Genomic DNA, 20,266 nt, shown 5'->3' with positions numbered 1-20,266 from the left:
GTCCGGCGCCGCCACCGCGTCTGACCCGCAGCCCGGTCCTACCGGGGCCGACGCCACTACCGCATCTGACCCCGCCCCCGGTCCCACAGCGTCCGGCGCCGTCACCGCATCTGACCCGCGGCCCGGTCCCTAGAGGACCCGGCGTCGCATCGAGTACTGCTCCATCAGCTTGCCCCGGGTCATCTCCAGCCGGTGCGCCAGGATCTCGGCGACGCTGCGCACCAGGACCATCCCGAGCGCCGGGTCCTCCTCGCACAGACCGAGCACGGCCGCCGCGTCGAACTCGTAGGCGCGCACGGGACTGAACGCCACCGCGCCGAAGTCCCACTGGTGCGGCGGGAACAGCCAGGACCAGCCGAGGAGATCCCCCGCCCCGAGACTCGCCACGGTCACCCGCTGCACGGACGTCACCTGCTGGTCGAGGGAGACCGCGCCCGAGCGGATGACCCAGAACCGGTCGGCCGTGCCGCCCGCCTCGAAGATCCGGGCGTCCTCGGGGAACGAGACCTCCCGGGCGAGGGTCATCAGGCGCTGCCGTTGCGGCGGGGGCAGGGCGGTCAGCAGTTTCGTCGCTTTGGTCATGACGCGGGGCTCCTCGCCGGCGATTCGGTTCCGGGGCTTTCCCTACGCCCATTTCAGCCGCTGCCGCCGTCTCGGGCACCTCGGCGGACGGTACTGGTTCCGGCACGGAAGCCACGCGGGCAAGGAAAAGCCCTGGCTGGACGGGGGAGGCCAGCCAGGGCAGTTCAGAGGTGGTGAGCGGAGGACCGGCGGGGTCAACTCCACGACCACGTATGAATGAACGGTAAACCATCCTGGGGGCCGGTGCGAAACCAAAAGCCGGTCACGTGACCCGTTTCACTCTTCGTCGGTCTCCAGCACCCTGATCGTCTCCAGTTCCGGGTCGCTCGGGTCGGGCAGGTTCATGCCCGCCGCCTTGCCCGTCCGCAGATACCGCAGCACCGGCTCGGTCAGCCGCTCGCCCGGCAGGACGGCCGGGATCCCCGGCGGATACGGCGTGATCATCTCGGCGGCGATCCGCCCGGCCGCCTTCTTGACCGGCACGTTCTCGGCAGGACCGAAGAACGCGTCCCGGGGCGACCTGGCCTGCGCCAGCCGCAGTTCGGACGGCGCGGGCACCTCCACCCGCGGGGCCGGACGCAGCTTCGGTGCGGCACGCGCGAGATCCCGCAGCGCGGACAGCAGCTCGCCGGTGGTCTCCCGGTCGTCGCCATGGGTGATCTGCGCGCCCAGCCGGCGGTGGTCGGCGAGATGCGCCTCGATGTGCCGCTCGGCCCGCAGCCAGTCGGCGGCCTGGAACCCGGTGATGCCGAGCCCGTCCAAATCGATGATCACCTGCAAGGGGTCGAAGTCGTGGGCCAGCCCGGGACCGCAGAAGTCGTCCCGGCCCTCGACGTGCAGCCCCTCGATCTGCCCGATCGCCGACCGGAGTTCGGTCACCAGGTCCAGGGCCGCGCCCATGAGCTCCTCGCCGTGCAGGGCCATCTGCCGCCGCCAGCCGTCGAGCCCGGCGTACAGCAGCACCGACGGACTGGTGGTCCCCAGCAGGTCCGAGCGCAGCTTCAGCACCTCGGGCGGCACGAGATCGCCCTGGAGATGGAAGACCGACCCCTGCTCCAGACCGCTGCCCATCTTGTGGATGCTCGTCACACAGATGTCGGCGCCCGCGTCCATCGCCCAGGACGGCAGGTCGGGATGGAACGGCAGATGCGCGCCCCACGCCTCGTCCACGATCAGCGGCCGCCCACGCCGGTGGCACACGTCGGCGACGGCCCGCAGATCCGTGCTCGTCCCGTACGGCGTCGGACTGGTGACCAGCGCGCCCCTGGCGTCGGGGTGGTCGGCGAACGCCTTCTCGAAGGCCTCCGCGGACGGCGGGTGCGCCAGATGCCGCTCGGGGTCCCAGCGCGGTTCGATCCAGACGGGTTCGATGCCCGAGAGGATGAGCCCCGACACGACCGACTTGTGGGCGTCCCGGCCGATCAGCAGCTTCTCGTGCGGGCCCGCCACGGACAGCATCGCCGCCTTGACCGACAACGAACTGCCGCACGTGGTGAAGAACGTGTGCTCGGCGTGCACGGCGTCCGCCAGCAACTCCTCGGCGCGCTCCAGCACCCGGCCCCGGGTGAGCCGGTCGTCGAGGCCGCCCGACGCGAGGACGTCGCCGAGGAACACGGCGTCGCCCAGCACCTCCCGCACGGCGGGGTCGGCGCCCCGCGCCTGTTTGTGCCCCGGCGGCGTGAAGGCCAGCAGGCCCTCGCGCCGATAGGTCTCCAGCGCTTCCAGTACCGGTGCCCGGGTGTGATCGACTGCCATGCGGTCCGGGGTTCCCGTACCCCGGGAGTCCAATCGCGACCGCCCGTCATCAGGCCCCGGCCCGCTTGCCCGGCGTGAGGATCTCGTCCAGCACCGTGACGACGGCCTCGAAGGCCAGCGTCCGCACGTCGGCCTCCCGCGCACCGTCCGGATCGGTCGGCCGCAGCTCCTCGCGCCGGGTCCCCCAGGCCCGCTGTTCCTCCAGGGCGCACGCCCGGGCCCGCTGGATACGCCGCAACAGTTCGTCTGAGTCCACCACATCCGTCATGCGCTCCGGGTACCCCGTCCCGGCGCCCGGATGGCCCCCGCGATCGAGGTTTGACCCGTCCCGCAGCGGTCAGCCGAAGAGGAGAGACCTGCGGTGCTCGCGCTGCGTGAGGCAGTCCGCCGCGGCCGGTCGGCCGTGCGCCCGGCAGGTGAGAGTCCGCCCGATCGCGATGGCCCGGAGCACGAAATGGCCAGGCTCTTGCCGAAAACCCTTCAGGGAGCCCAGAACCATGTGTAGGGAGCACAGGACCCCATCCGCCCCGAATCGTCGGTACCCGGCACCGCACGGGTGACCTCGGGCAGCCCACCGTCGACGCCCCTTCGCGAGCCGTCCACGGCCGGCCGCTGCCGGCTGCACTGCCCATGCAAGCCCGCCGAGGCCCGCCGGGCCGTGGAGCGGGCCGTCGCCGACCGCTGCCGTGTCACCGGCACCTCCTGCGACCGGGAGTCCGTGGCGGACGCCCTGCTCGTCGTCTCCGAACTCACCACCAACGCCATCCTGCACGGCGGCGGGGTCACCGACTTCCGCGTCGACGTCGAGGAGCCCGGCGTACGGGTCTCCGTCAGCGACCGCAGCGACGCGCTCCCGGTGACCGAGGAACCCGTCGACCCGCACGGCCGATGGCGGGTGGGTGGCCATGGCTGGCCGATCGTCTGCCGGCTGGCACGCGACGTCCGGATCACCGGCCTCGCCTCCGGAGGCAAGTGCATCACCGCGGTCGTGCCCCTGTCCTGACGCAACGTCTGTCTTCCGTCGCGAAGCGGAGTTTGCTCCCCCGGCGGCAGGGCAGACGCACATTCGTGCTTCGGACCGGAGGCGCGCCGACGGGAGCGACAGGGTTGCTTCCGGGCCCTCCGGGTGTCCGGACCGCGCTCCTCCCACGGTCAAGTCCTTGAAACCATCTGTCAGGAGCGATACAGCATGCTTATCGATACATCGACAAGCCGCCCCAGCATGCCCGACACGTCGGCCGCGGCGCCCCGGCGGCGGCATGACGACGCCCCCGACACCGCGACGCTCTTCGCCCGCCTGGCCGCCCTGGAGGACGGCCCCGAGCGGGACGCCGTCCGCGACGAACTCGTCACCGCCTGGCTCCCCATGGCCCACCGCATCGCCGGCCGCTTCCGCGAACGCGGCGAGTCCCTGGAGGACCTGCGGCAGGTCGCCGCCCTCGGGCTCGTGAAGGCCGTCGACCGCTTCGACCCCGAGCGCGGCGCCTTCGAGAGCTACGCGGTCCCCACCATCACTGGCGAGGTCAAGCGGCACTTCCGGGACCGGATGTGGGCGCTGCGGGTGCCCCGCCGGGTGCAGGAACTGCGCAACAAGGTGCGGGTGGCCCGCCGCGAGCTCACCCAGACGCCGGGCACCCCCGAACCCACCCCGGCCGACCTCGCCGCCCACACCGGTCTGACCGAGGAGGAGGTCACCGCGGGACTCGAGGCGCTGGAGAGCTACAGCGCCCTGTCCCTGGACGCCGAGCTCTCCACCGGCGACGACGGATACAGCCTCGCCGACACCCTGGGCAGCTCCGACTCCTCCTACGACGTCGTGGTCGACCGCGAGTCCGTCAAGGCGGGCCTGAGCAGGCTGCCCGAGCGGGAACGCGCCATCCTCTACATGCGCTTCTTCGAGGACATGACGCAGAGCCGCATCGCCGACCAGCTCGGCATCTCGCAGATGCACGTCTCCCGGCTGATCAGCCGCAGCTGCGCCCGGGTGCGCGCCGAGGCGCTGGGTGAGAGGGCCTCGCTGTGAACCTGGCGCCGCCGCCCGGGTGTGCCGGGCCGCGCCCTGGGCATTCGGAGGGCGGGAGGCCGAGATGAATGCGACTGCCACCGCCCGTGCGGGCCGTAGGGACGCCGAACGCGCGGCCCGCGGCTCGGTGACCGAGGGCGCGGCCCGCGCGGGGCTCGTCGCCCGCGGTGTGATCTACCTGCTGGTCGGCGCGCTGGCGCTGCAGATCGCCTTCGGTGACGGAAAACGCCAGGCCGACCGCGGCGGCGCCCTCGCCGAGCTGTCCGACAAGCCCTTCGGGTCCGTCCTGCTGTGGGCGCTGGGCGCCGGGCTCGTCGGCATGGCCCTGTGGCGGCTGTCCGAGGCGCTGTTCGGCTCGGTCGGACGGGACGGGCGTACGGCGAAGAAGCGGCTGCTGGCGGTGGTCCGGTGTGTCTTCTACGGCTTCGTCGCCTACTCCGTGCTGTCGTTCGCGGCCGGGGCGGGCGGGGGCGGCCAGGGGGCGAGCGACAAGCAGTCCAAGGACGTCACCGCGAAGGTCCTGGAGATGCCTGCCGGTCAGTGGCTCGTGGCGCTGGCCGGGGTCGGGGTCGCCGTGGCGGGGGTGTGGATCGGGGTCCGGGCGCTCATGCGGTCGTACCAGGAGGATTTCAAGCTCGGCGAGATGTCCCCGTGGACGCGGCGTCTGGTGGACGTCACGGGCGTCGGCGGGGGCGCGGCACGCGGTCTGGTGTTCGCGACGGCCGGAGCCTTCGCCGTCCGGGCCGCGGTCGACTACGAACCCGACAAGGCCAAAGGCCTCGACGACACCCTCCGGTCCTTCGCCGACACCCCGCTGGGCCCGTGGCTGCTGGCCTGCGTGGCGGCCGGCCTGGTGCTGTTCGGCCTGTTCTCGTTCGCCCTGGCGAGGTGGCGCAGGGTGTGAGGCCGGCGCCGGCGGCAGGCGTGAGGTGCGACGCTCGTCGGCCTCACGCCTGTGGCCGGGCCACCGGCACCCGTAGGGGGCGGGCCAGGCCCACCACCCCCTCGTCCAGGCGGCCCAGATGCCGCAGCACCCGGTCCGTCACCCGGCCGAAGCGGGGCGCGTCGGGACCACCGGTCTCCAGCAGCGCGGCGATGCTCGGTCCCGTTCTGACCTCGTCGGTGGAGTGTTCGTCGGCGACGTGGGCGGCGATGGCGCGGATGTTGCGCAGGATGCGCTGCCCGGCACCGCGCAGGCGTGGGTCCGCCGCGATCGAGGGATGCGTCGGCAGGAGTTCCGCGGTCGCGGCCAGGGCCCGCGCCTGGTAGGCACAGGTCTCCAGCAGGGCCACGACGTACCGCGCCGTGTCCCGCCGGGCCCGCAACGGCGTGACGGGATGCGTGAGCGGCTGGGTGGCGGCCCGCAGATCGGCCAGCGCCTGGTCCAGGTCGCGCGCCCGGTCCAGCAGATCGGCCGGCGGCCCGCCGCTGAGCTGGTCCACGGCCGTCTCGGTGACGTCCGCGAGCCGGTCAAGGACGGCGACCAGCAGATCGTTGGTACGCCGGTCCGTCCGCACCGGCAGCACCAGCGCCGCCGCGAGCACCCCGCACGCCGCCCCGAGCGCCGTCTCCTCGATCCGCAGCACCAGCACCGAGAAGCTGTAGGTGTGCAGCAGGGTGTACAGCAGCCCCAGCGCCGCGGTCACGAAGAACGACATCAGCGTGTACGACAGCGGCGCCGTGTAGAACATCAAAAACACGCACACCAGCACCAGCGCGAACGCCGTCCAGGTGTGCGGCCCGACCAACGCCGCCAGCCCGATGCCCGCCACCACCCCGAGGACCGTGCCGACCAGCCGCCGGTAGCCCTTGACCAGGATCTCGCCCGTGGAGGCGGTGTTGATGAACACGATCCAGCAGGTCAGCACCGCCCAGTACCAGCGCTGACTGGACAGCAGCTCCCCGCCCACGATGGCCAGCAACGACCCCACCGCCACCTGCACGGCCGCCCGGGTCGTCGGCCGCCGCAGTCCCGTGAGCTCCTCCTCCGTCACCTCCTCGCCCGCGTCGATGGCCGCGTCCTCGGCGTCCAGCTCCTCCCGCGAGCGGGCCGTGGCGGGGCTGTCGTCCGACTCGTCCTGCGGCCCGTCGAGCGCGACCCGCAGCCCCAGCACCGCGCGCGCGGTCTCGCCGACGCCGCGGAAGACGTCCTGGACGGCGGGCGGAGCGACCGGCAGGTTCTCCTCGTCCCGGTAGCCGAGAAGCCGGTTGCGGACCTGCGCCAGCGCCGTGCCGTGCCCCGCGGACACCGGCCGCAGGACGAGCAGCCGCAGCGCCTCCAGATCCCGGCGCAGGGTGTCGGTCGCCTTGTCCCGCACCGGCAGCAGCCCACCCGCGGGCACGGGCGCGCCCGGCAGATGCAGGGTCAGCGTGTCCGCCCGCTCGGCGCTGCGCGCGCTCAGCAGCAACAGGCCCAGCCGCTCGGCGGCCACCTCGGCGTCCGCCACCCGCCGCTGCACGAGCCGGGCCACGCTCTCGTCGGCGGTCCCGGCCTCCAGCCGGCCCTGGATCATCAGCGCGGTGTCGTGCAGCCGGGCGGTGCCCTCGCGGACGTGCCCCAGGGCCTTGTCGACGTCCTCGGGGCCCGCGTCGAGCAGTTCGAGCTGCGCGGTCACCAGCTGGGCCAGCCGGGCGCGGAAGGCGGACCGCAGCCGCTCCAGTGTCCCCGCGGGTGTCTCCGGTACCAGGGCGAACCGCACCAGGGCGCTGCTCGCGAAGGCGACGCCGATCGCCCCGTACAGCGAAGGCAGTCCGGACACCGTCGCGCCGACGAACAGGGACAGGAAGTACACCTGGAACCCGATCAGCCCGAGTGCGGTGCCCCGGTCGCCGAAGCGTCGCCCGTAGACCGCGCAGAAGATCAGCGCGACGAAGAACAGGTCGCCGGCGACCACATGGGAGCCGAGCAGCGCCCCCAGGGTGACGGCGGCCAGCGCGACCGGCAGGCCCAGCGCGAGCGTGCCGGCCTGCGCGGGACGTTCCTTGTCCCGGACGGCGAACGTGGCGACCATCGCCGCGATCGCCCCCGCCACCAGATGCGGCACGTCGGCGCCCAGCGGGGCGAGCACGGCCAGCGTCAGCGCGATGGCACCCACCGTCCGCAGCCCGGCCGTCAGCCGCAGCAGCCCAGGATCGGACGCCACGACAAACTCCCGCACCCGCGCCCGCCCGCTCCTCGTCACGACACGAAACCAACGGCCTGCCCCGTCCCGCGGATCGGGCCGCCTGTGTTGGGCGTCGTTCTCCCGCGTCATGTGCGGCATCGCCCGTCTCCCGCGGCCCGGTCCGCCGGGGCGGCCTATTCCTGGCGCTCCGTTCCGTCCACGTGGGCGCGTACCTGCTCCGGGGTCAGGTACGCGTTCGTGTACTCGAAGTCCTTGAGCTTGGCCGCCCTGCGGGCCTGGAACCCCGTGCGGACGAAATCGTCACCGGCGAGCGCGTTGAGCGTCCAGTTGGTGGCGACGCGGACCTTGGCCACATTGGTGCGCAGCGCCGCCCAGTGGTAGCCGCGGGCCGCGAACTGGGCGGGCAAGCCCCGCAGTTCGATGCCCAGCGGCTTGGACACGGCGTCCGTGCCACCGAGGTCGACGACGAGACCGAGGTCCTTGTGGACGTACGGCGTCGTCGCCGCGCCCCGCAGCGTGGCGATGACGTTGTCCGCGACGTGCTTGCCCTGCCGCATCGCGTGCTGCGCGGTCGGCGGGCAGATCGCGCCCTCCTCGCCCTTGGCCTCGTCCGGGACCGCGGCGGAGTCGCCGAGCGCGAACACCCCGTCCTGTCCCGGCATCTTCATGTCCGCGCCGACCACGAGCCGCCCGCGGAGCGTCTCGGCCCCCAGCGTCGAGATGAGCGGGCTCGCCACGACACCCGCCGTCCAGATCAGCGTGCGCGTCGGGATCACCCGGCCGTCGGTGAAGGTGACCTCCTCCGGACCCGCCTTGGCGATGGACGTGCCGAGGGAGATCTCGATCCCGCGCTTGGTGAGGATGTCCTGCGCGGTGCGGCCCAGCTTGTCGCCCAGTTCGGGCATCAGCTTCGGGGCGATGTCGATCAGATGCCACTTGATGAGCGCCGGGTCGATGCGCGGGTAGCGCTTGACGGCGGCGTGGGTGAGCTTCTGCAGACAGGCGGCGGTCTCGGTGCCCGCGTAACCGCCGCCGACGACCACGAACTGCAGCCGCGCGGCCCGCTCCGCCTCGTCGTGGCTGGCGTCGGCGAGGTCGAGCTGCGCGATGACGTGGTCGCGGATGTAGGCGGCCTCGGCCAGGGTCTTCATGCCGAACGCGTGGTCCGTGAGCCCGGGGATGTCGAACGTGCGGGTCACACTGCCCGGCGCCAGCACGATGTAGTCGAACGGCTCGTCGACGATCTCGTCGGTGATGGTGCGGATCACGCACACCTTCGCCTTGAGGTCCACGCCGATCGCGCCGCCCGGGATGATCCGGGTGCGGTACTTCTTGCTCCGTCGCAGCGACACCGCGATCGACTGGGGTGTCAGCACCCCGGAGGCCACCTGGGGGAGCAGCGGAAGGTAGAGCTGGTAGGCGAACGGCGTCACCAGGGTGACGTCGGCCTCGTCGGCACCGAGTTTGCGCTCCAGCCGGCGTACGCACTCCACGCCGGCGAAGCCTGCGCCAACCACCAGAATCCTGGGTCGTGTCACGTTGTTTCTTCCCTTCTGCGGCTCCGGCGGTCCGAGTCGAACGACGTTCGTCTGCCCTGGATCGCTGCTGCCCATCCCACCGATCCCACCGTGCCCGATGCCGTTCCGCCAGCCGGGTGCGGCAGGCAGACGAACGTGTCGTGACCCACCATGCCCGCACGGGTGCGCGAGTGCACCGATTGCGCGTGAAAGTCGTGTGTCTCACCAGGGCAGGAACACATGCACGTCCTTGCCGTCCCGCTCCGGTACGACGCTCACCTGCTGGCACAGGGTCTGGATCAGATGCCAGCCGACCCCGCCACCGCCGGTGCGCGGATGGAAGGGCCGCGGGGCCGGCGGAGTGGGGTTGGAGTCGTGCAGCGTCACGTGCACACCGTCGAAGGTCCGCCGCATGGTCAGGGAGAACTCCCCGGGCGCGTACTGCACGGCGTTGGCGGCCAGTTCGGTGACGACCAGCAGGATGTCGTGCCAGTACTCGACCGCGTCCGGCGGGCGGGCATCGGCCAGGACGCACAGGAAGTCCTCCGCGGCGAGGCGCGCTCCCGTCACACTCTGCGGCTCGCCCGGGAAGCTCGTGGTGCGGCTCGGGATCTCCACGGAGGCCACTAGGTCGTCCCTACGAGTTCGTCGGCCAGGTCGTTCGGCCGGCGTCCTTCGACGTCGGCGCTTGTGCGAGTTCCCGAAGGCGCCGAGGTCAATCGGACCCAGGGCTACCTCTGTCACCGGAAGACGTTGTCCGAGTCCTCCCAGCCGGCCGGTTCCTCGGGCAGCCGCTGCCGGGTGCCGTGCGAGCGGCCCTGGTACATCGCGTCGATCTCGAACGCGTAGTGCTCGACGATCGCGTCCCGGCGCAGCTTCATCGACGGCGTGAGCAGCGCACTCGTGCGGTCGAAGGGCTCCGGCAGCACCCGGAAGACACGGATGGACTCCGACCGGGACACGGAGCTGTTCGCCGCGGCGACCGCCCGTCCGATCTCCTCCCGCAGCGCGTTCTCCTCACGTGCCTCCCGGCTCGGCGCGTCCCCCGGCAGGGCGAGCGCGGCGCGCCAGTGGGTCAGGAAGTCCGGGTCCAGGGTGATCAGCGCCCCGACGCAGGGCCGGTTGTCGCCGACCAGCACCGCCTGGTGGATGAGCGGGTGCATCCGCAGCCGCTGTTCCAGGAAGGCCGGGGCCACGCTCTTGCCGCCGCTGGTGATGACGATGTCCTTCTTGCGGCCGGTGATCGTCAGATAGCCCTCGGGGTCGAGATATCCCAGGTCTCCGGTGGCCAGCCAGCCGCTGCCGAGCGCCGCCCGGGTGGCGGCCTCGTCGTTGACGTACCCCTGGAACACCGAGGGGCCGCGCACCAGGATCTCCCCGTCGTCGGCCACCCGGATGTCCGTCCCGGGCAGGGCCTGTCCGACGGTGCCGGACTTCTCCAGGCCCACGGGCTGCGCCGTGATGCCGCCGCTCGTCTCGGTCAGTCCGTAGGCGTCGTTCACGTAGAGGCCGATGCCCTCGTAGAACAGGCACAGCTCACGGCCCAGCGGCGACCCGCCCGAGGCCGCGCGCAGCACCCGGCCGCCCAGCGCGGCCCGCAGCCTGCGGTACACCGTGCGTTCGTACAGCGCGTGCTGGAGCCGCAGGTCCAGGCCGGGACCCGGGCCCAGGCCCAGCCGGTGGCGTTCGACGGCCGCCGCGAAGTCCCGGGCGGTCTCCGCGGCCCGCTCGAACAGGGCGCCGCGGCCCGACTGCTGGGCCATCCGCAGGAAGTTCTTGTAGATCTTCTCGAAGAGCGACGGCACACCGCAGAAGTAGGTGGGCCGGAACGACAGCAGGGACGCCGACAGCGTCTCGGGGCTGAGATCCGGCTCGTGCCCCATCAGCAGGCCGCCGCGGATGCACAGGCTCTGCACCAGCAGTCCGTACACATGGGAGAAGGGCAGGAAGGCGAGGACGCTGCCCTGGCCGCCGGGCGGCACCACCGTGTGCCCCCAGCCTTCCAGCAGCACGTCGCAGGCGCTGGCCAGGCCCCGGTGGCTCACCGCACAGCCCATCGGCCGGCCGGAGGTGCCGGACGTGTAGACGACCGCCGCGGTGGAGTCCGGCAGCACGATGCGGCGCAGCGACTCCACCGTCGTGAACGGAATGAACGCGCCCCGCTCCACGAGCTGTTCCAGCGCCCCCGTGTCCAGCTGCCAGACATGCCGCAGCCGGGGCAGCGAGGCGCACACCGAACCGACCGTCATCACGCTCTGCTCGTCCTCGACGAACACGCCGACACAGGCCGCGTCCCGGAGGATCCACTCCACCTGGTCGCGCGACGACGTGGGATAGAGCGGTACGACCTCGGCGCCCACGGCCCACAGGGCATGGCTGAGGACCGTCCACTCGTACCGGGTGCGCGCCATGATCGCCACGCGGTGCCCCGGCGCGATCCCGGAGGCCACCAGTCCCTTGGCCAGGTCCACCACCTCGTCCCGCACCTCGACGGCGGTCACTTCCTCCCAGGGGGCGGAGGGACCGGAGCGGCGCGCGAGCATCGGCAGGGTGGGATTGCGGTCCGCCGTCTCGAAGACACTGTCGGCGAGCCCGCCGGTCAGCGGGGAGACGGACGGGGGAGCGAGGGCCACGTCGCGCATGCGCTGCTCCTGATGTGTACGGGGTGTGACTCCACCGGTGAGAACCGTTATCGGCGGTGCCTGAATGTAGCCCAGGCGGGAGCGGTCGGTGTCCGGATTCGACAAGGAGTGCCGGTTTGGTGATCTCGGCGTTACCGCGGGACACCCCGCCGGGTTCTCACGCCTGGGTGCGGCGCGCACACTCCCTGACGACCTCCCGCAGACTCCCGGTCCGCTCCATCAGCTCCCGCTGGACCCGTGCCCCGTTGCCGTACCGCAGCAGCTCCTGAAGGGCCTCCCGCGCGCAGTCGAGGTCACCGGTCTCCGCCAGCGCCTCGCCGACGTGGTCCAGCAGCGCCCGTACGACGGCCTCCGCGGGCATCCGGCGCATGGTCGCCGGGTGCAGCAGCTCCTCCGTCAGCCCTGAGCGGGCGGCCCGCCACGCGGCCAGCCGCAGCAGGCTCACACTGTGCGGCAGCGGCTCTTGGCCCGCGCGCCACTCGCGGGCCGCGGTCTCCACCAGGCCGCGGGCGAGGGTCGCGACCAGGACGGCGGTCGACGCCTGCAGACAGACGTCCGCGACCCGGATCTCCACCGTCGGATAGCGCTGGGACAGTCGCGCGTCGAAGTAGACCATCGCCTCGTCGAGGAGCACGCCCGTGGCGACCATGCCGGCGACCCGCCGGTGATAGCACTCCGCCGAGCCGAACACCTCGGTCGGCCCGGCCGACGGCCAGCGCTGCCACACCCGGCTGCGATAGCTGCTGTAGAGGGTGTCGCCGCCCTGCCAGAACGGGGAGTTGGCGCTGATCGCGGACAGCACCGACAGCCACGGCCGGATGCGGTCGATCACCGCGACGCCCTCGGCGTCGGACTCCACGGACACATGGACGTGACAGCCGAGGACCAGATCCCGGCTGGTGATGCCGTACTGCTCCGCCATCCACTGGTAGCGGCGTCCCACCCCGATGGAGGGCTGGACCGGCAAGGGCGAGGTCGCCAGGGCCGCCACCGTGCAGCCGAGCCCCTCGGCGAGCCGCGCGCCCTCCTTGCGGCAGCGGACGATCTCCGCACGGAGTTCCGCCATCTCCGACTGCGGGTGGGTGGCGAACTCCAGCATCTCGGTGTGCAGTTCTTTCTCGAACACCTCCCCGTCCGCCTCGTCCAGCGCGGCCCGCGCGAGGACGGCCGCGGACAGAGCCCGGGGCTCGCCGGTCTCCGGATCGACAAGGAGGAGTTCCTCCTCCACTCCGACGGTGCGCACGTGGGGGGCCGCCCTTCTGCCATGACGCGGGGTCCGTACCCCGACTGCCCACGCGGAGGCCAATCACACGGGCGTGAACCAGACCGTGGCGAGCGGCGGCAGCGTGAGCGCGAGGACACCCTCCTCCGGCTTGACCGGATCGGCCGTACCGACCCCGCTGCCGCCGTAGCGCCCGGCGTCCGTGTTGAGGACCTCCCGCCAGGCGGGGACGACGCCGGGGACGCCCAGACGGTAGTCGTGCCGGACGACGGGGGAGAAGTTCGACACGGCGAGGAGAGGGTCGCCGTGGGCGTCGTAGCGCAGGAACGCGAAGACGTTGTCGTCCGCCGCGTCGCCGACCACCCACTGGAAACCGTCCGGGGTGGTGTCGCGCTGCCAGAGGGCCGGGGTGTGACGGTAGAGGCCGTTGAGGTCACGGACCAGGTCCCGGACGCCCCGGTGATCGGCTTCGGCGCCGTAGTCGGGATCGAGCAGCCACCAGTCGGGGCCGTCGGGCTCGGACCACTCCGCGCCCTGGGCGAACTCCTGCCCCATGAAGAGGAGCTGCTTGCCCGGGTGGGCCCACATGAAGCCCAGGTACGCGCGGTGGTTGGCGCGTTGCTGCCACCAGTCGCCGGGCATCTTCGACACCAGGGACTGCTTGCCGTGGACGACTTCGTCGTGGGAGATGGGGAGGACGTAGTTCTCGCTGTACGCGTACACCATCGAGAAGGTCATCTCGTGGTGGTGGTACTTGCGGTGCACCGGCTCGTGCTCGATGTAGCCGAGCGAGTCGTGCATCCAGCCCATGTTCCACTTCAGCCCGAACCCCAGCCCGCCGCTCTCGGTCGGCCGGGTCACCCCGTCCCAGGCGGTGGACTCCTCGGCGATCGTCATGACCCCCGGCACCCGGCGGTACACGGTCGCGTTCATCTCCTGAAGGAACGCCATCGCGTCCAGGTCCTCCCGGCCGCCGAACACATTGGGCGACCACTGGCCGGAGTCCCGGGAGTAGTCGAGGTAGAGCATCGAGGCGACCGCGTCCACCCGCAGCCCGTCGATGTGGAACTCCTCGCACCAGTACACGGCGTTGGCGACGAGGAAGTTGCGCACCTCGACGCGCCCGTAGTCGAACTCGTACGTCCCCCAGTCCGGATGCTCGGCCCGCCGCCAGTCCCCGGGCTCGTACAGCGGCTCCCCGTCGAACCGGCCCAACGCCCAGTCGTCCTTGGGGAAATGAGCGGGCACCCAGTCCATGATCACGCCGATCCCGGCCCGGTGCAGGGCGTCGACCAGATACCTGAAGTCGTCCGGCGAGCCGAGCCGGGCCGTCGGCGCGTAGAAGCCGGTCACCTGGTAGCCCCACGAACCGCTGAAGGGGTGATGGGCGACGGGCATCAACTCGACGTGCGTGAACCCGAGATCCCTGACGTACGCCGGAAGCTCCTCGGCGAGCTGACGGTACGTCAACCCGGGCCGCCAGGACGGCAGATGGACCTCGTACACGGAGAACGGCGCCTCGTGCACCGGGACATCGCCCCGGTGGGCCATCCACTCGGCGTCGTCCCACTCGTAGTGCGACACGGTCACGATCGACGCGGTGTCCGGCGGGACCTCGGCGCGCCGGGCCATCGGGTCCGCCTTCAAGAAGCGATGGCCCGACCGGGAGGTGATCTCGAACTTGTACCGGGTGCCCTCCCCGATCCCCGGCAGGAACAGCTCCCACACCCCGGCCGCACCGAGCGACCGCATCGGGAACGCCGTCCCGTCCCAGCACGTGAAGTCGCCGGCGACCCGCACACCCTGCGCGTTGGGCGCCCACACGGTGAAGCGGGTGCCGGTCACGCCCTGGTGGGTCATCGGCTCGGCGCCGAGCGCCTTCCACAGCTGCTCGTGCCGGCCCTCACGGATGAGATGCAGATCGGTCTCGCCGAGGGCGGGCAGGAAGCGGTACGGGTCGTGGACCTCGTGCTCGCCGTCCTCGTACGCCACCAGCAGGGTGTACGAGGGGATCGTCGCCAGCGGGAGTACGCCGGTGAAGAGACCCTCGCCCTCGGAGACGAGCCGGCTGCGCTTCCCGTCGACGACCACGCTCACCGCGCGCGCGAAGGGACGCAGGGCGCGGAACACGATCCCGCCGGGCACCGGATGGGCGCCCAGCAGGGCGTGCGGGTCGTGGTGGGCGCCCGCCAGCAGCCGGGCGCGGTCGCCGGGGTCCAGGGCGGGCGCGGCACGGCAGGGGACCGGGCCGCCCGCCTCGGGGGGTGAGGTGTCACGCAGGGCCATGGCTTCAGCCTCCCCTTACGGCGAGTCGCTCGATCGCCGCCATCGGTACCGGGAGCCAGTCCGGACGGTGTCTGGCCTCGTACAGCACTTCGTACACGGCTCGGTCCGTCTCGTAGGCGCGGAGCAGACCGTGTTTCTTGCGGGGGTCCCAGCCGGCCCGGGCGGCGTAGCCGGCGCAGAAGGCCTCCCGGCAGCGGCGCGCCCACTCCGGGCGCCAGGGGCGGCGCTGCCGGGCGGCGTAGTCGAAGGAACGCAGCATCCCGGCGATGTCCCGGACCGGGGAGTGGGGGCTGCGGCGTTCGGCGAGCGGACGGGACGGCTCGCCCTCGAAGTCGATCACGAACCACTCGCGCCCGGCCCGCAGCACCTGGCCCAGATGCAAGTCGCCGTGGATGCGCTGCGCGGGAGGCCCGGCGTCGCAGCCCTCCAGCGCGGCGAACGCCGTCCGCAGCCGCGGCACGAAGGGCTGGAGGGCGGGCACGCAGTGCGCGGCGGACGCCAGCCGCTCGGTCATCGCGGCCGCCGTGCGGCTGTTCTGATCGTCGGCGGGTCCGCCGGTCGTGCCCGCCTCGACGGGAAACGCCGCGGCCAGGGCGAGATGGACGTCCGCCATGGCCTGGCCCAGCTCACGGGCCTGCGCCGTGAAGTCGTCGCCGCGGGCCAGCGCCTCCAGCGCCAGCGTCCAGCCGTCGGCGGCGTCGGGCAGGAACGGCTGGAGCACACCGAGCGTGGCCCCGTACGGATGCGTCGTCCGGAACCAGGCCACGGGCGCGGGCACCCGACGGCAGCCCTGCCCGGCCAGCGCGCCCGGCACCTCCAGGTCGGGGTTGACCCCCGGCTGGACCCGCCGGAAGACCTTCAGGATGAACGCGTCGCCGTACACCAGCGAGGAGTTCGACTGTTCGGCGTCCAGCACCCGCGGCACCAGCCCGGTCGGCACGGACGCCGCCGGGTCGGCCTCGAAGCGCAGCGGGCCCGCCGCGCCCGGATGCCGCAGCCGCTCCAGGAGCAGCTGCGCCGAACGCGGGTCCTGCAACGCGTCGAACACCGTCAGCCCGGCCAGCGGTCCGGACTCCGCCCGCCCGATCAGCGCCCGGCCGAGCCGCGGCGACAGATGCTTACGGACGCCGAGGAGCAGCTGGTAGCAGTCCCCGGACCCGGTCGTGGTGCCGCCGGGGGCGGGGACGGGCGTGTGTCCGGTGCGGACCAGCAGATGCAGACAGCCCGGGAACAGCTCCGTCAGGGACAGGAGTACCAGGTCCGTGACGGGCCGGTCCTTGCCCGCGAACCAGCGCTGCCGGGGCAGCCACTCGCGCAGCAGCCCGGCCAGTGAGGCCATGGGCCCCACGACGGCCGTGTCGCTCGGGCTCGGGAATGCGGTCTTCGGCATGGTGACGCGTCCTTTCGTCGGCACGCTCAAGAGCGTCGGCCGATGCGGGATGCGACTCGGGAGAGCCGGAACCAGTAGAAGCCGTGCCCGCCGAGAGTCAGCAGATACGGCAGTTCACCGATGGCCGGGAACCGCACCCCGCCGAACAGCTCGACCGGGTGCCGGCCGTCGAACTCACGGAGGTCCAGCTCGGTGGGCTGGGCGAACCGCGAGAAGTTGTTCACGCACAGGACCAGGTCGTCCTCGTACTCCCGCAGGAAGGCCAGCACAGCGGGGTTGGAGGACTGGAGTTCGGTGTACGAGCCGAGGCCGAACGCCGGGTTCTGCTTGCGGATCTCGATCATGCGGCGGGTCCAGTGCAGCAGGGAGGACGGCGAGGCCATCGATGCCTCGACGTTGGTGACCTGGTGCCCGTAGACCGGGTCCATGATGATCGGCAGGTTCAGACGTCCGGGATCGGCCGTGGAGAAGCCGGCGTTGCGGTCCGGGGTCCACTGCATCGGGGTGCGGACCGCGTCGCGGTCGCCGAGCCAGATGTTGTCGCCCATGCCGATCTCGTCGCCGTAGTACAGGATCGGCGAGCCGGGCAGCGCCAGCAGCAGGGCGGTGAACAGCTCGATGGTGTCCCGGTCGTTGTCGAGCAGAGGTGCCAGGCGCCGCCGGATGCCGATGTTGGCGCGCATCCGCGGGTCTTTCGCGTACTCGGCCCACATGTAGTCGCGTTCCTCGTCGGTGACCATCTCCAGGGTCAGCTCGTCGTGGTTGCGCAGGAAGATGCCCCACTGGCAACCGGACGGAATGGCCGGGGTCTTGGCGAGGATTTCCGAGACCGGGTAGCGGGACTCACGTCGTACGGCCATGAAGATGCGGGGCATGACCGGGAAGTGGAAGGCCATGTGGCATTCGTCCCCGCCGGACCGGAAGTCGCCGAAGTAGTCGACGACGTCCTCGGGCCACTGGTTCGCCTCCGCCAGCAGCACCGTGTCCGGGTACATGAGGTCGATCTCGCGGCGCACGCGCCTCAGGAACTCGTGGGTGGGCGGCAGGTTCTCGCAGTTCGTGCCCTCGGCCGCGTACAGATAGGGGACGGCGTCGAGGCGGAAGCCGTCGATGCCGAGGTCCAGCCAGAAGCGCAGGGCCGCCAGGATCTCCTCCTGCACCGCCGGGTTCTCGTAGTTGAGGTCGGGCTGGTGGGAGAAGAAGCGGTGGAAGAAGTACTGCTGGCGGACCGGGTCGTACGTCCAGTTGGAGGCCTCGGTGTCGACGAAGATGATGCGGGCGTCGGCGTACTGCTTGTCGTCGTCGGCCCACATGTAGTAGTCGCCGTACGGACCGTCGGGGTTGTTGCGCGACTCCTGGAACCACGGGTGCTGGTCGCTGGTGTGGTTCATGACGAAGTCGATGATGACGCGCATGCCGCGCTGGTGGGCGGCGTCGACGAACTCCACGAAGTCGGCGAGGTCACCGAACTCGGGGAGGACGGCGGTGTAGTCGGAGACGTCGTAACCGCCGTCGCGCAGCGGTGACTTGAAGAAGGGCGGCAGCCAGAGGCAGTCGACGCCGAGCCATTGCAGGTAGTCGAGCTTGGCGGTCAGGCCCTTGAGGTCGCCGACGCCGTCGCCGTTGCTGTCCTGGAAGGAGCGGACGAGTACCTCGTAGAAGACGGCGCGCTTGAACCAGTCGGGGTCCCGGTCTTTTGCCGGGGTGTCCTCGAAGGTGTCGTGGACGGGCTCGTTGACAGTCATGACGCGCTGGACCCTCCGCTCTGCGGTGCCGACGGCTGGACGTGGAGCACGTGCGCGGGTGCCCGGCCGGGGGCCAGGCGCACATAGTTGCTCCTGCCCCACTGGTAGGTCTCACCCGTCAGTTCGTCGTGCACCGACATGGATGCGTTCCCGTCCAGGCCGAGTTGCCGCATGTCCAACGAGACCGTGGCCTCCTGGGTGTGGTGAGGGTCGAGGTTGGCGACCACCAGAACCGTGTCCGAACCGGTGCGCTTGCTGTACGCGATGACGGCGTCGTTGTCGGTGGCGTGGAAGCGGATGTTCCGGAGGCGGTGGAGGGCCGGGTGGCGGCGCCTGATCTCGTTCAGCCGGGTGACGAGGGGGGTGATGTTGTCCTTCTCCGTCTCCCAGTCGCGGGGGCGGAGCTGGTACTTCTCCGAGTTCAGGTACTCCTCGCTGCCCTGCCTGAGCGGGGTGTTCTCGCACAGTTCGTAGCCGCTGTAGATGCCCCAGGTGGGGGAGAGGGTGGCGGCCAGGACGGCACGGACCTCGAAGGCGGGCCGGCCGCCGTGCTGGAGGTAGGCGTGCAGGATGTCGGGGGTGTTGGCGAAGAAGTTGGGCCGCATGTAGGCGGCCGCCTCCCCCGACAGCTCGGTCAGGTACTCGGTGAGCTCCTGCTTGGTGTTGCGCCAGGTGAAGTACGTGTACGACTGCTGGAAGCCGATCTGCCCCAGGGTGTGCATCATCGCCGGACGGGTGAACGCCTCCGCCAGGAAGATCACGTCCGGGTCGGTGGCGTTGATGTCCGCGATCACCTTCTGCCAGAACACGACCGGCTTGGTGTGCGGGTTGTCGACCCGGAAGATCCGCACCCCGTGGTCCATCCAGTGCCGCAGCACCCGCTCCGTCTCGGCGACCAGACCGTCCAGGTCCGCGTCGAAGGCGATGGGATAGATGTCCTGGTACTTCTTCGGCGGATTCTCCGCGTACGCGATGGTGCCGTCCGGACGGTGATGGAACCACTCGGGGTGTTTTTGCACCCAGGGATGGTCCGGGGAGCACTGCAACGCGAAGTCCAGCGCGATCTCCAGGCCGTGCCGTCCGGCTTCCTGCACGAAGTGGTCGAAGTCCTCGATCGTGCCCAGGTCGGGGTGGATCGCGTCGTGGCCGCCCTCGGGCGAGCCGATCGCCCACGGCACCCCGACATCGTCCGGACCGGCCGCCAGGGTGTTGTTCGGGCCCTTGCGGAACGTCGTCCCGATCGGGTGGATGGGCGGCAGGTAGACGACGTCGAAGCCCATCGCGGCGATCGCCGGCAGCCGGCGCGCCGCGGTACGGAAGGTGCCGTGCGGGCGTTCGGGGGTGCCCTCGGAGCGCGGGAAGAACTCGTACCAGGACCCGTACAGGGCCCGCTCCCGCTCGACCAGCAGGGGCAGCGGCCCGGAGGCGGTGACGAACTCCCGCAGCGGATGCGCCGCCAGGACCGCGTCCACCTCCGGCGTCAACGCCGCCCCCAACCGGGCCGACACGCTCAGCGAGTCGTCGCGCAGGGCGTCCGCCGCGGCCAGCACCAGCGCCTGACCGGAAGCCTCGGGCACTCCGGCGGCCGCCCGTTCGTAGAGGTCGCCGCCCTCCTCCAGGACGAGGCCGACGTCGAGACCGACGGGGATCTTGATGCCGGCGTGCCGGCGCCAGGTGGCGATCGGGTCGCCCCAGGCCTCGACATGGAAGGTCCAGTGGCCCACCGAGCCGGGGGTGACGTCGGCGCCCCAGCGGTCGGTGCCGGGTGCGAGCTCACGCATCGGCGTCCAGGGGCCCGGCCGGCCCTCGGGGTCGGTGAGGACGACGTTCGCGGCGACCGCGTCATGTCCCTCGCGGAACACCGTGGCGGTCACCTGGAAGGTCTCGCCCTCGACCGCCTTGGCCGGGCTGCTGCCGCCGTCGACGGCGGGCCGGACGTCCCGTACCGGGATACGGCCGATGATCTCGCTCGCACTCAT

At 71.6% G+C, this 20,266-nt stretch carries 15 protein-coding genes; 3 read left to right on the top strand and 12 right to left on the bottom strand.

Annotated elements, in window-relative coordinates:
* Positions 1 to 129: 129 nt before the first annotated feature.
* From CRP56_RS03135 to CRP56_RS03125, 3 genes are all read right to left on the bottom strand, one after another.
* Positions 130 to 582 carry a Crp/Fnr family transcriptional regulator gene (locus tag CRP56_RS03135; RefSeq protein WP_097259922.1) on the bottom strand — a complete coding sequence of 151 codons (453 nt, stop codon included), beginning with the start codon at positions 580 to 582 and terminating at the stop codon, positions 130 to 132.
* Between the two features lie 276 nt (positions 583 to 858).
* The gene (locus CRP56_RS03130; RefSeq protein WP_097259920.1) at positions 859 to 2,337 is read right to left on the bottom strand and encodes an aminotransferase class I/II-fold pyridoxal phosphate-dependent enzyme; all 1,479 of its coding nucleotides are present in this window, start codon (positions 2,335 to 2,337) and stop codon (positions 859 to 861) included.
* 49 nt (positions 2,338 to 2,386) lie between these two features.
* Complete coding sequence (locus CRP56_RS03125; RefSeq protein WP_097259918.1) at positions 2,387 to 2,605, bottom strand: hypothetical protein; 219 nt, start codon at positions 2,603 to 2,605, stop codon at positions 2,387 to 2,389.
* Between the two features lie 351 nt (positions 2,606 to 2,956).
* On the opposite strand from CRP56_RS03125, the gene CRP56_RS03120 reads away from it, so the two are divergent.
* The 3 genes from CRP56_RS03120 (at position 2,957) to CRP56_RS03110 (ending at position 5,264) form a co-directional block, all read left to right on the top strand.
* On the top strand, positions 2,957 to 3,340 hold the full coding sequence (locus CRP56_RS03120) for an ATP-binding protein (protein ID WP_097273674.1): 384 nt from the start codon (positions 2,957 to 2,959) through the stop codon (positions 3,338 to 3,340).
* Between the two features lie 186 nt (positions 3,341 to 3,526).
* Positions 3,527 to 4,360: a SigB/SigF/SigG family RNA polymerase sigma factor gene (locus tag CRP56_RS03115; RefSeq protein ID WP_097259916.1), complete on the top strand. Its 834-nt coding sequence runs from the start codon at positions 3,527 to 3,529 to the stop codon at positions 4,358 to 4,360.
* A 64-nt stretch (positions 4,361 to 4,424) separates the two neighbouring features.
* On the top strand, positions 4,425 to 5,264 hold the full coding sequence (locus CRP56_RS03110; protein WP_097259914.1) for a DUF1206 domain-containing protein: 840 nt from the start codon (positions 4,425 to 4,427) through the stop codon (positions 5,262 to 5,264).
* A 43-nt stretch (positions 5,265 to 5,307) separates the two neighbouring features.
* Here the strand turns inward: CRP56_RS03110 and CRP56_RS03105 are convergent, their stop codons facing one another.
* From CRP56_RS03105 to CRP56_RS03065, 9 genes are all read right to left on the bottom strand, one after another.
* Positions 5,308 to 7,503, bottom strand: coding sequence for an FUSC family protein (locus CRP56_RS03105; protein WP_373559626.1), 2,196 nt, complete (start codon positions 7,501 to 7,503; stop codon positions 5,308 to 5,310).
* A 155-nt stretch (positions 7,504 to 7,658) separates the two neighbouring features.
* The gene (locus CRP56_RS03100; RefSeq protein WP_179850939.1) at positions 7,659 to 9,023 is read right to left on the bottom strand and encodes an NAD(P)/FAD-dependent oxidoreductase; all 1,365 of its coding nucleotides are present in this window, start codon (positions 9,021 to 9,023) and stop codon (positions 7,659 to 7,661) included.
* A 201-nt stretch (positions 9,024 to 9,224) separates the two neighbouring features.
* Positions 9,225 to 9,629: an ATP-binding protein gene (locus CRP56_RS03095; RefSeq protein ID WP_373559625.1), complete on the bottom strand. Its 405-nt coding sequence runs from the start codon at positions 9,627 to 9,629 to the stop codon at positions 9,225 to 9,227.
* A gap of 113 nt (positions 9,630 to 9,742) precedes the next feature.
* Positions 9,743 to 11,644, bottom strand: coding sequence for an AMP-dependent synthetase/ligase (locus tag CRP56_RS03090; protein ID WP_097259910.1), 1,902 nt, complete (start codon positions 11,642 to 11,644; stop codon positions 9,743 to 9,745).
* A gap of 157 nt (positions 11,645 to 11,801) precedes the next feature.
* Positions 11,802 to 12,887 (bottom strand): glutamate--cysteine ligase 2, encoded by a 1,086-nt coding sequence (locus tag CRP56_RS03085; protein WP_097259908.1) that lies wholly within the window; start codon positions 12,885 to 12,887, stop codon positions 11,802 to 11,804.
* Between the two features lie 63 nt (positions 12,888 to 12,950).
* A complete protein-coding gene (glgB, locus tag CRP56_RS03080) occupies positions 12,951 to 15,152 on the bottom strand; it encodes a 1,4-alpha-glucan branching enzyme (protein WP_097259906.1) in 2,202 nt (733 codons plus the stop codon).
* Between the two features lie 4 nt (positions 15,153 to 15,156).
* A complete protein-coding gene (locus CRP56_RS03075) occupies positions 15,157 to 16,542 on the bottom strand; it encodes a maltokinase N-terminal cap-like domain-containing protein (RefSeq protein ID WP_097259904.1) in 1,386 nt (461 codons plus the stop codon).
* 26 nt (positions 16,543 to 16,568) lie between these two features.
* Complete coding sequence (treS, locus tag CRP56_RS03070; protein WP_097259902.1) at positions 16,569 to 18,287, bottom strand: maltose alpha-D-glucosyltransferase; 1,719 nt, start codon at positions 18,285 to 18,287, stop codon at positions 16,569 to 16,571.
* The gene (locus CRP56_RS03065) at positions 18,284 to 20,266 is read right to left on the bottom strand and encodes an alpha-1,4-glucan--maltose-1-phosphate maltosyltransferase (RefSeq protein WP_097259900.1); all 1,983 of its coding nucleotides are present in this window, start codon (positions 20,264 to 20,266) and stop codon (positions 18,284 to 18,286) included. Before CRP56_RS03065 ends, treS begins: the two co-directional genes overlap by 4 nt.

This window comes from Streptomyces sp. TLI_55 (genome assembly GCF_900206255.1).
Taxonomy (GTDB): Bacteria; Actinomycetota; Actinomycetes; order Streptomycetales; family Streptomycetaceae; genus Streptomyces; species Streptomyces aquilus.
The sequence above is the reverse complement of the archived record's forward strand: the minus strand, read 5'-3'. Positions and strand labels throughout refer to the sequence as shown.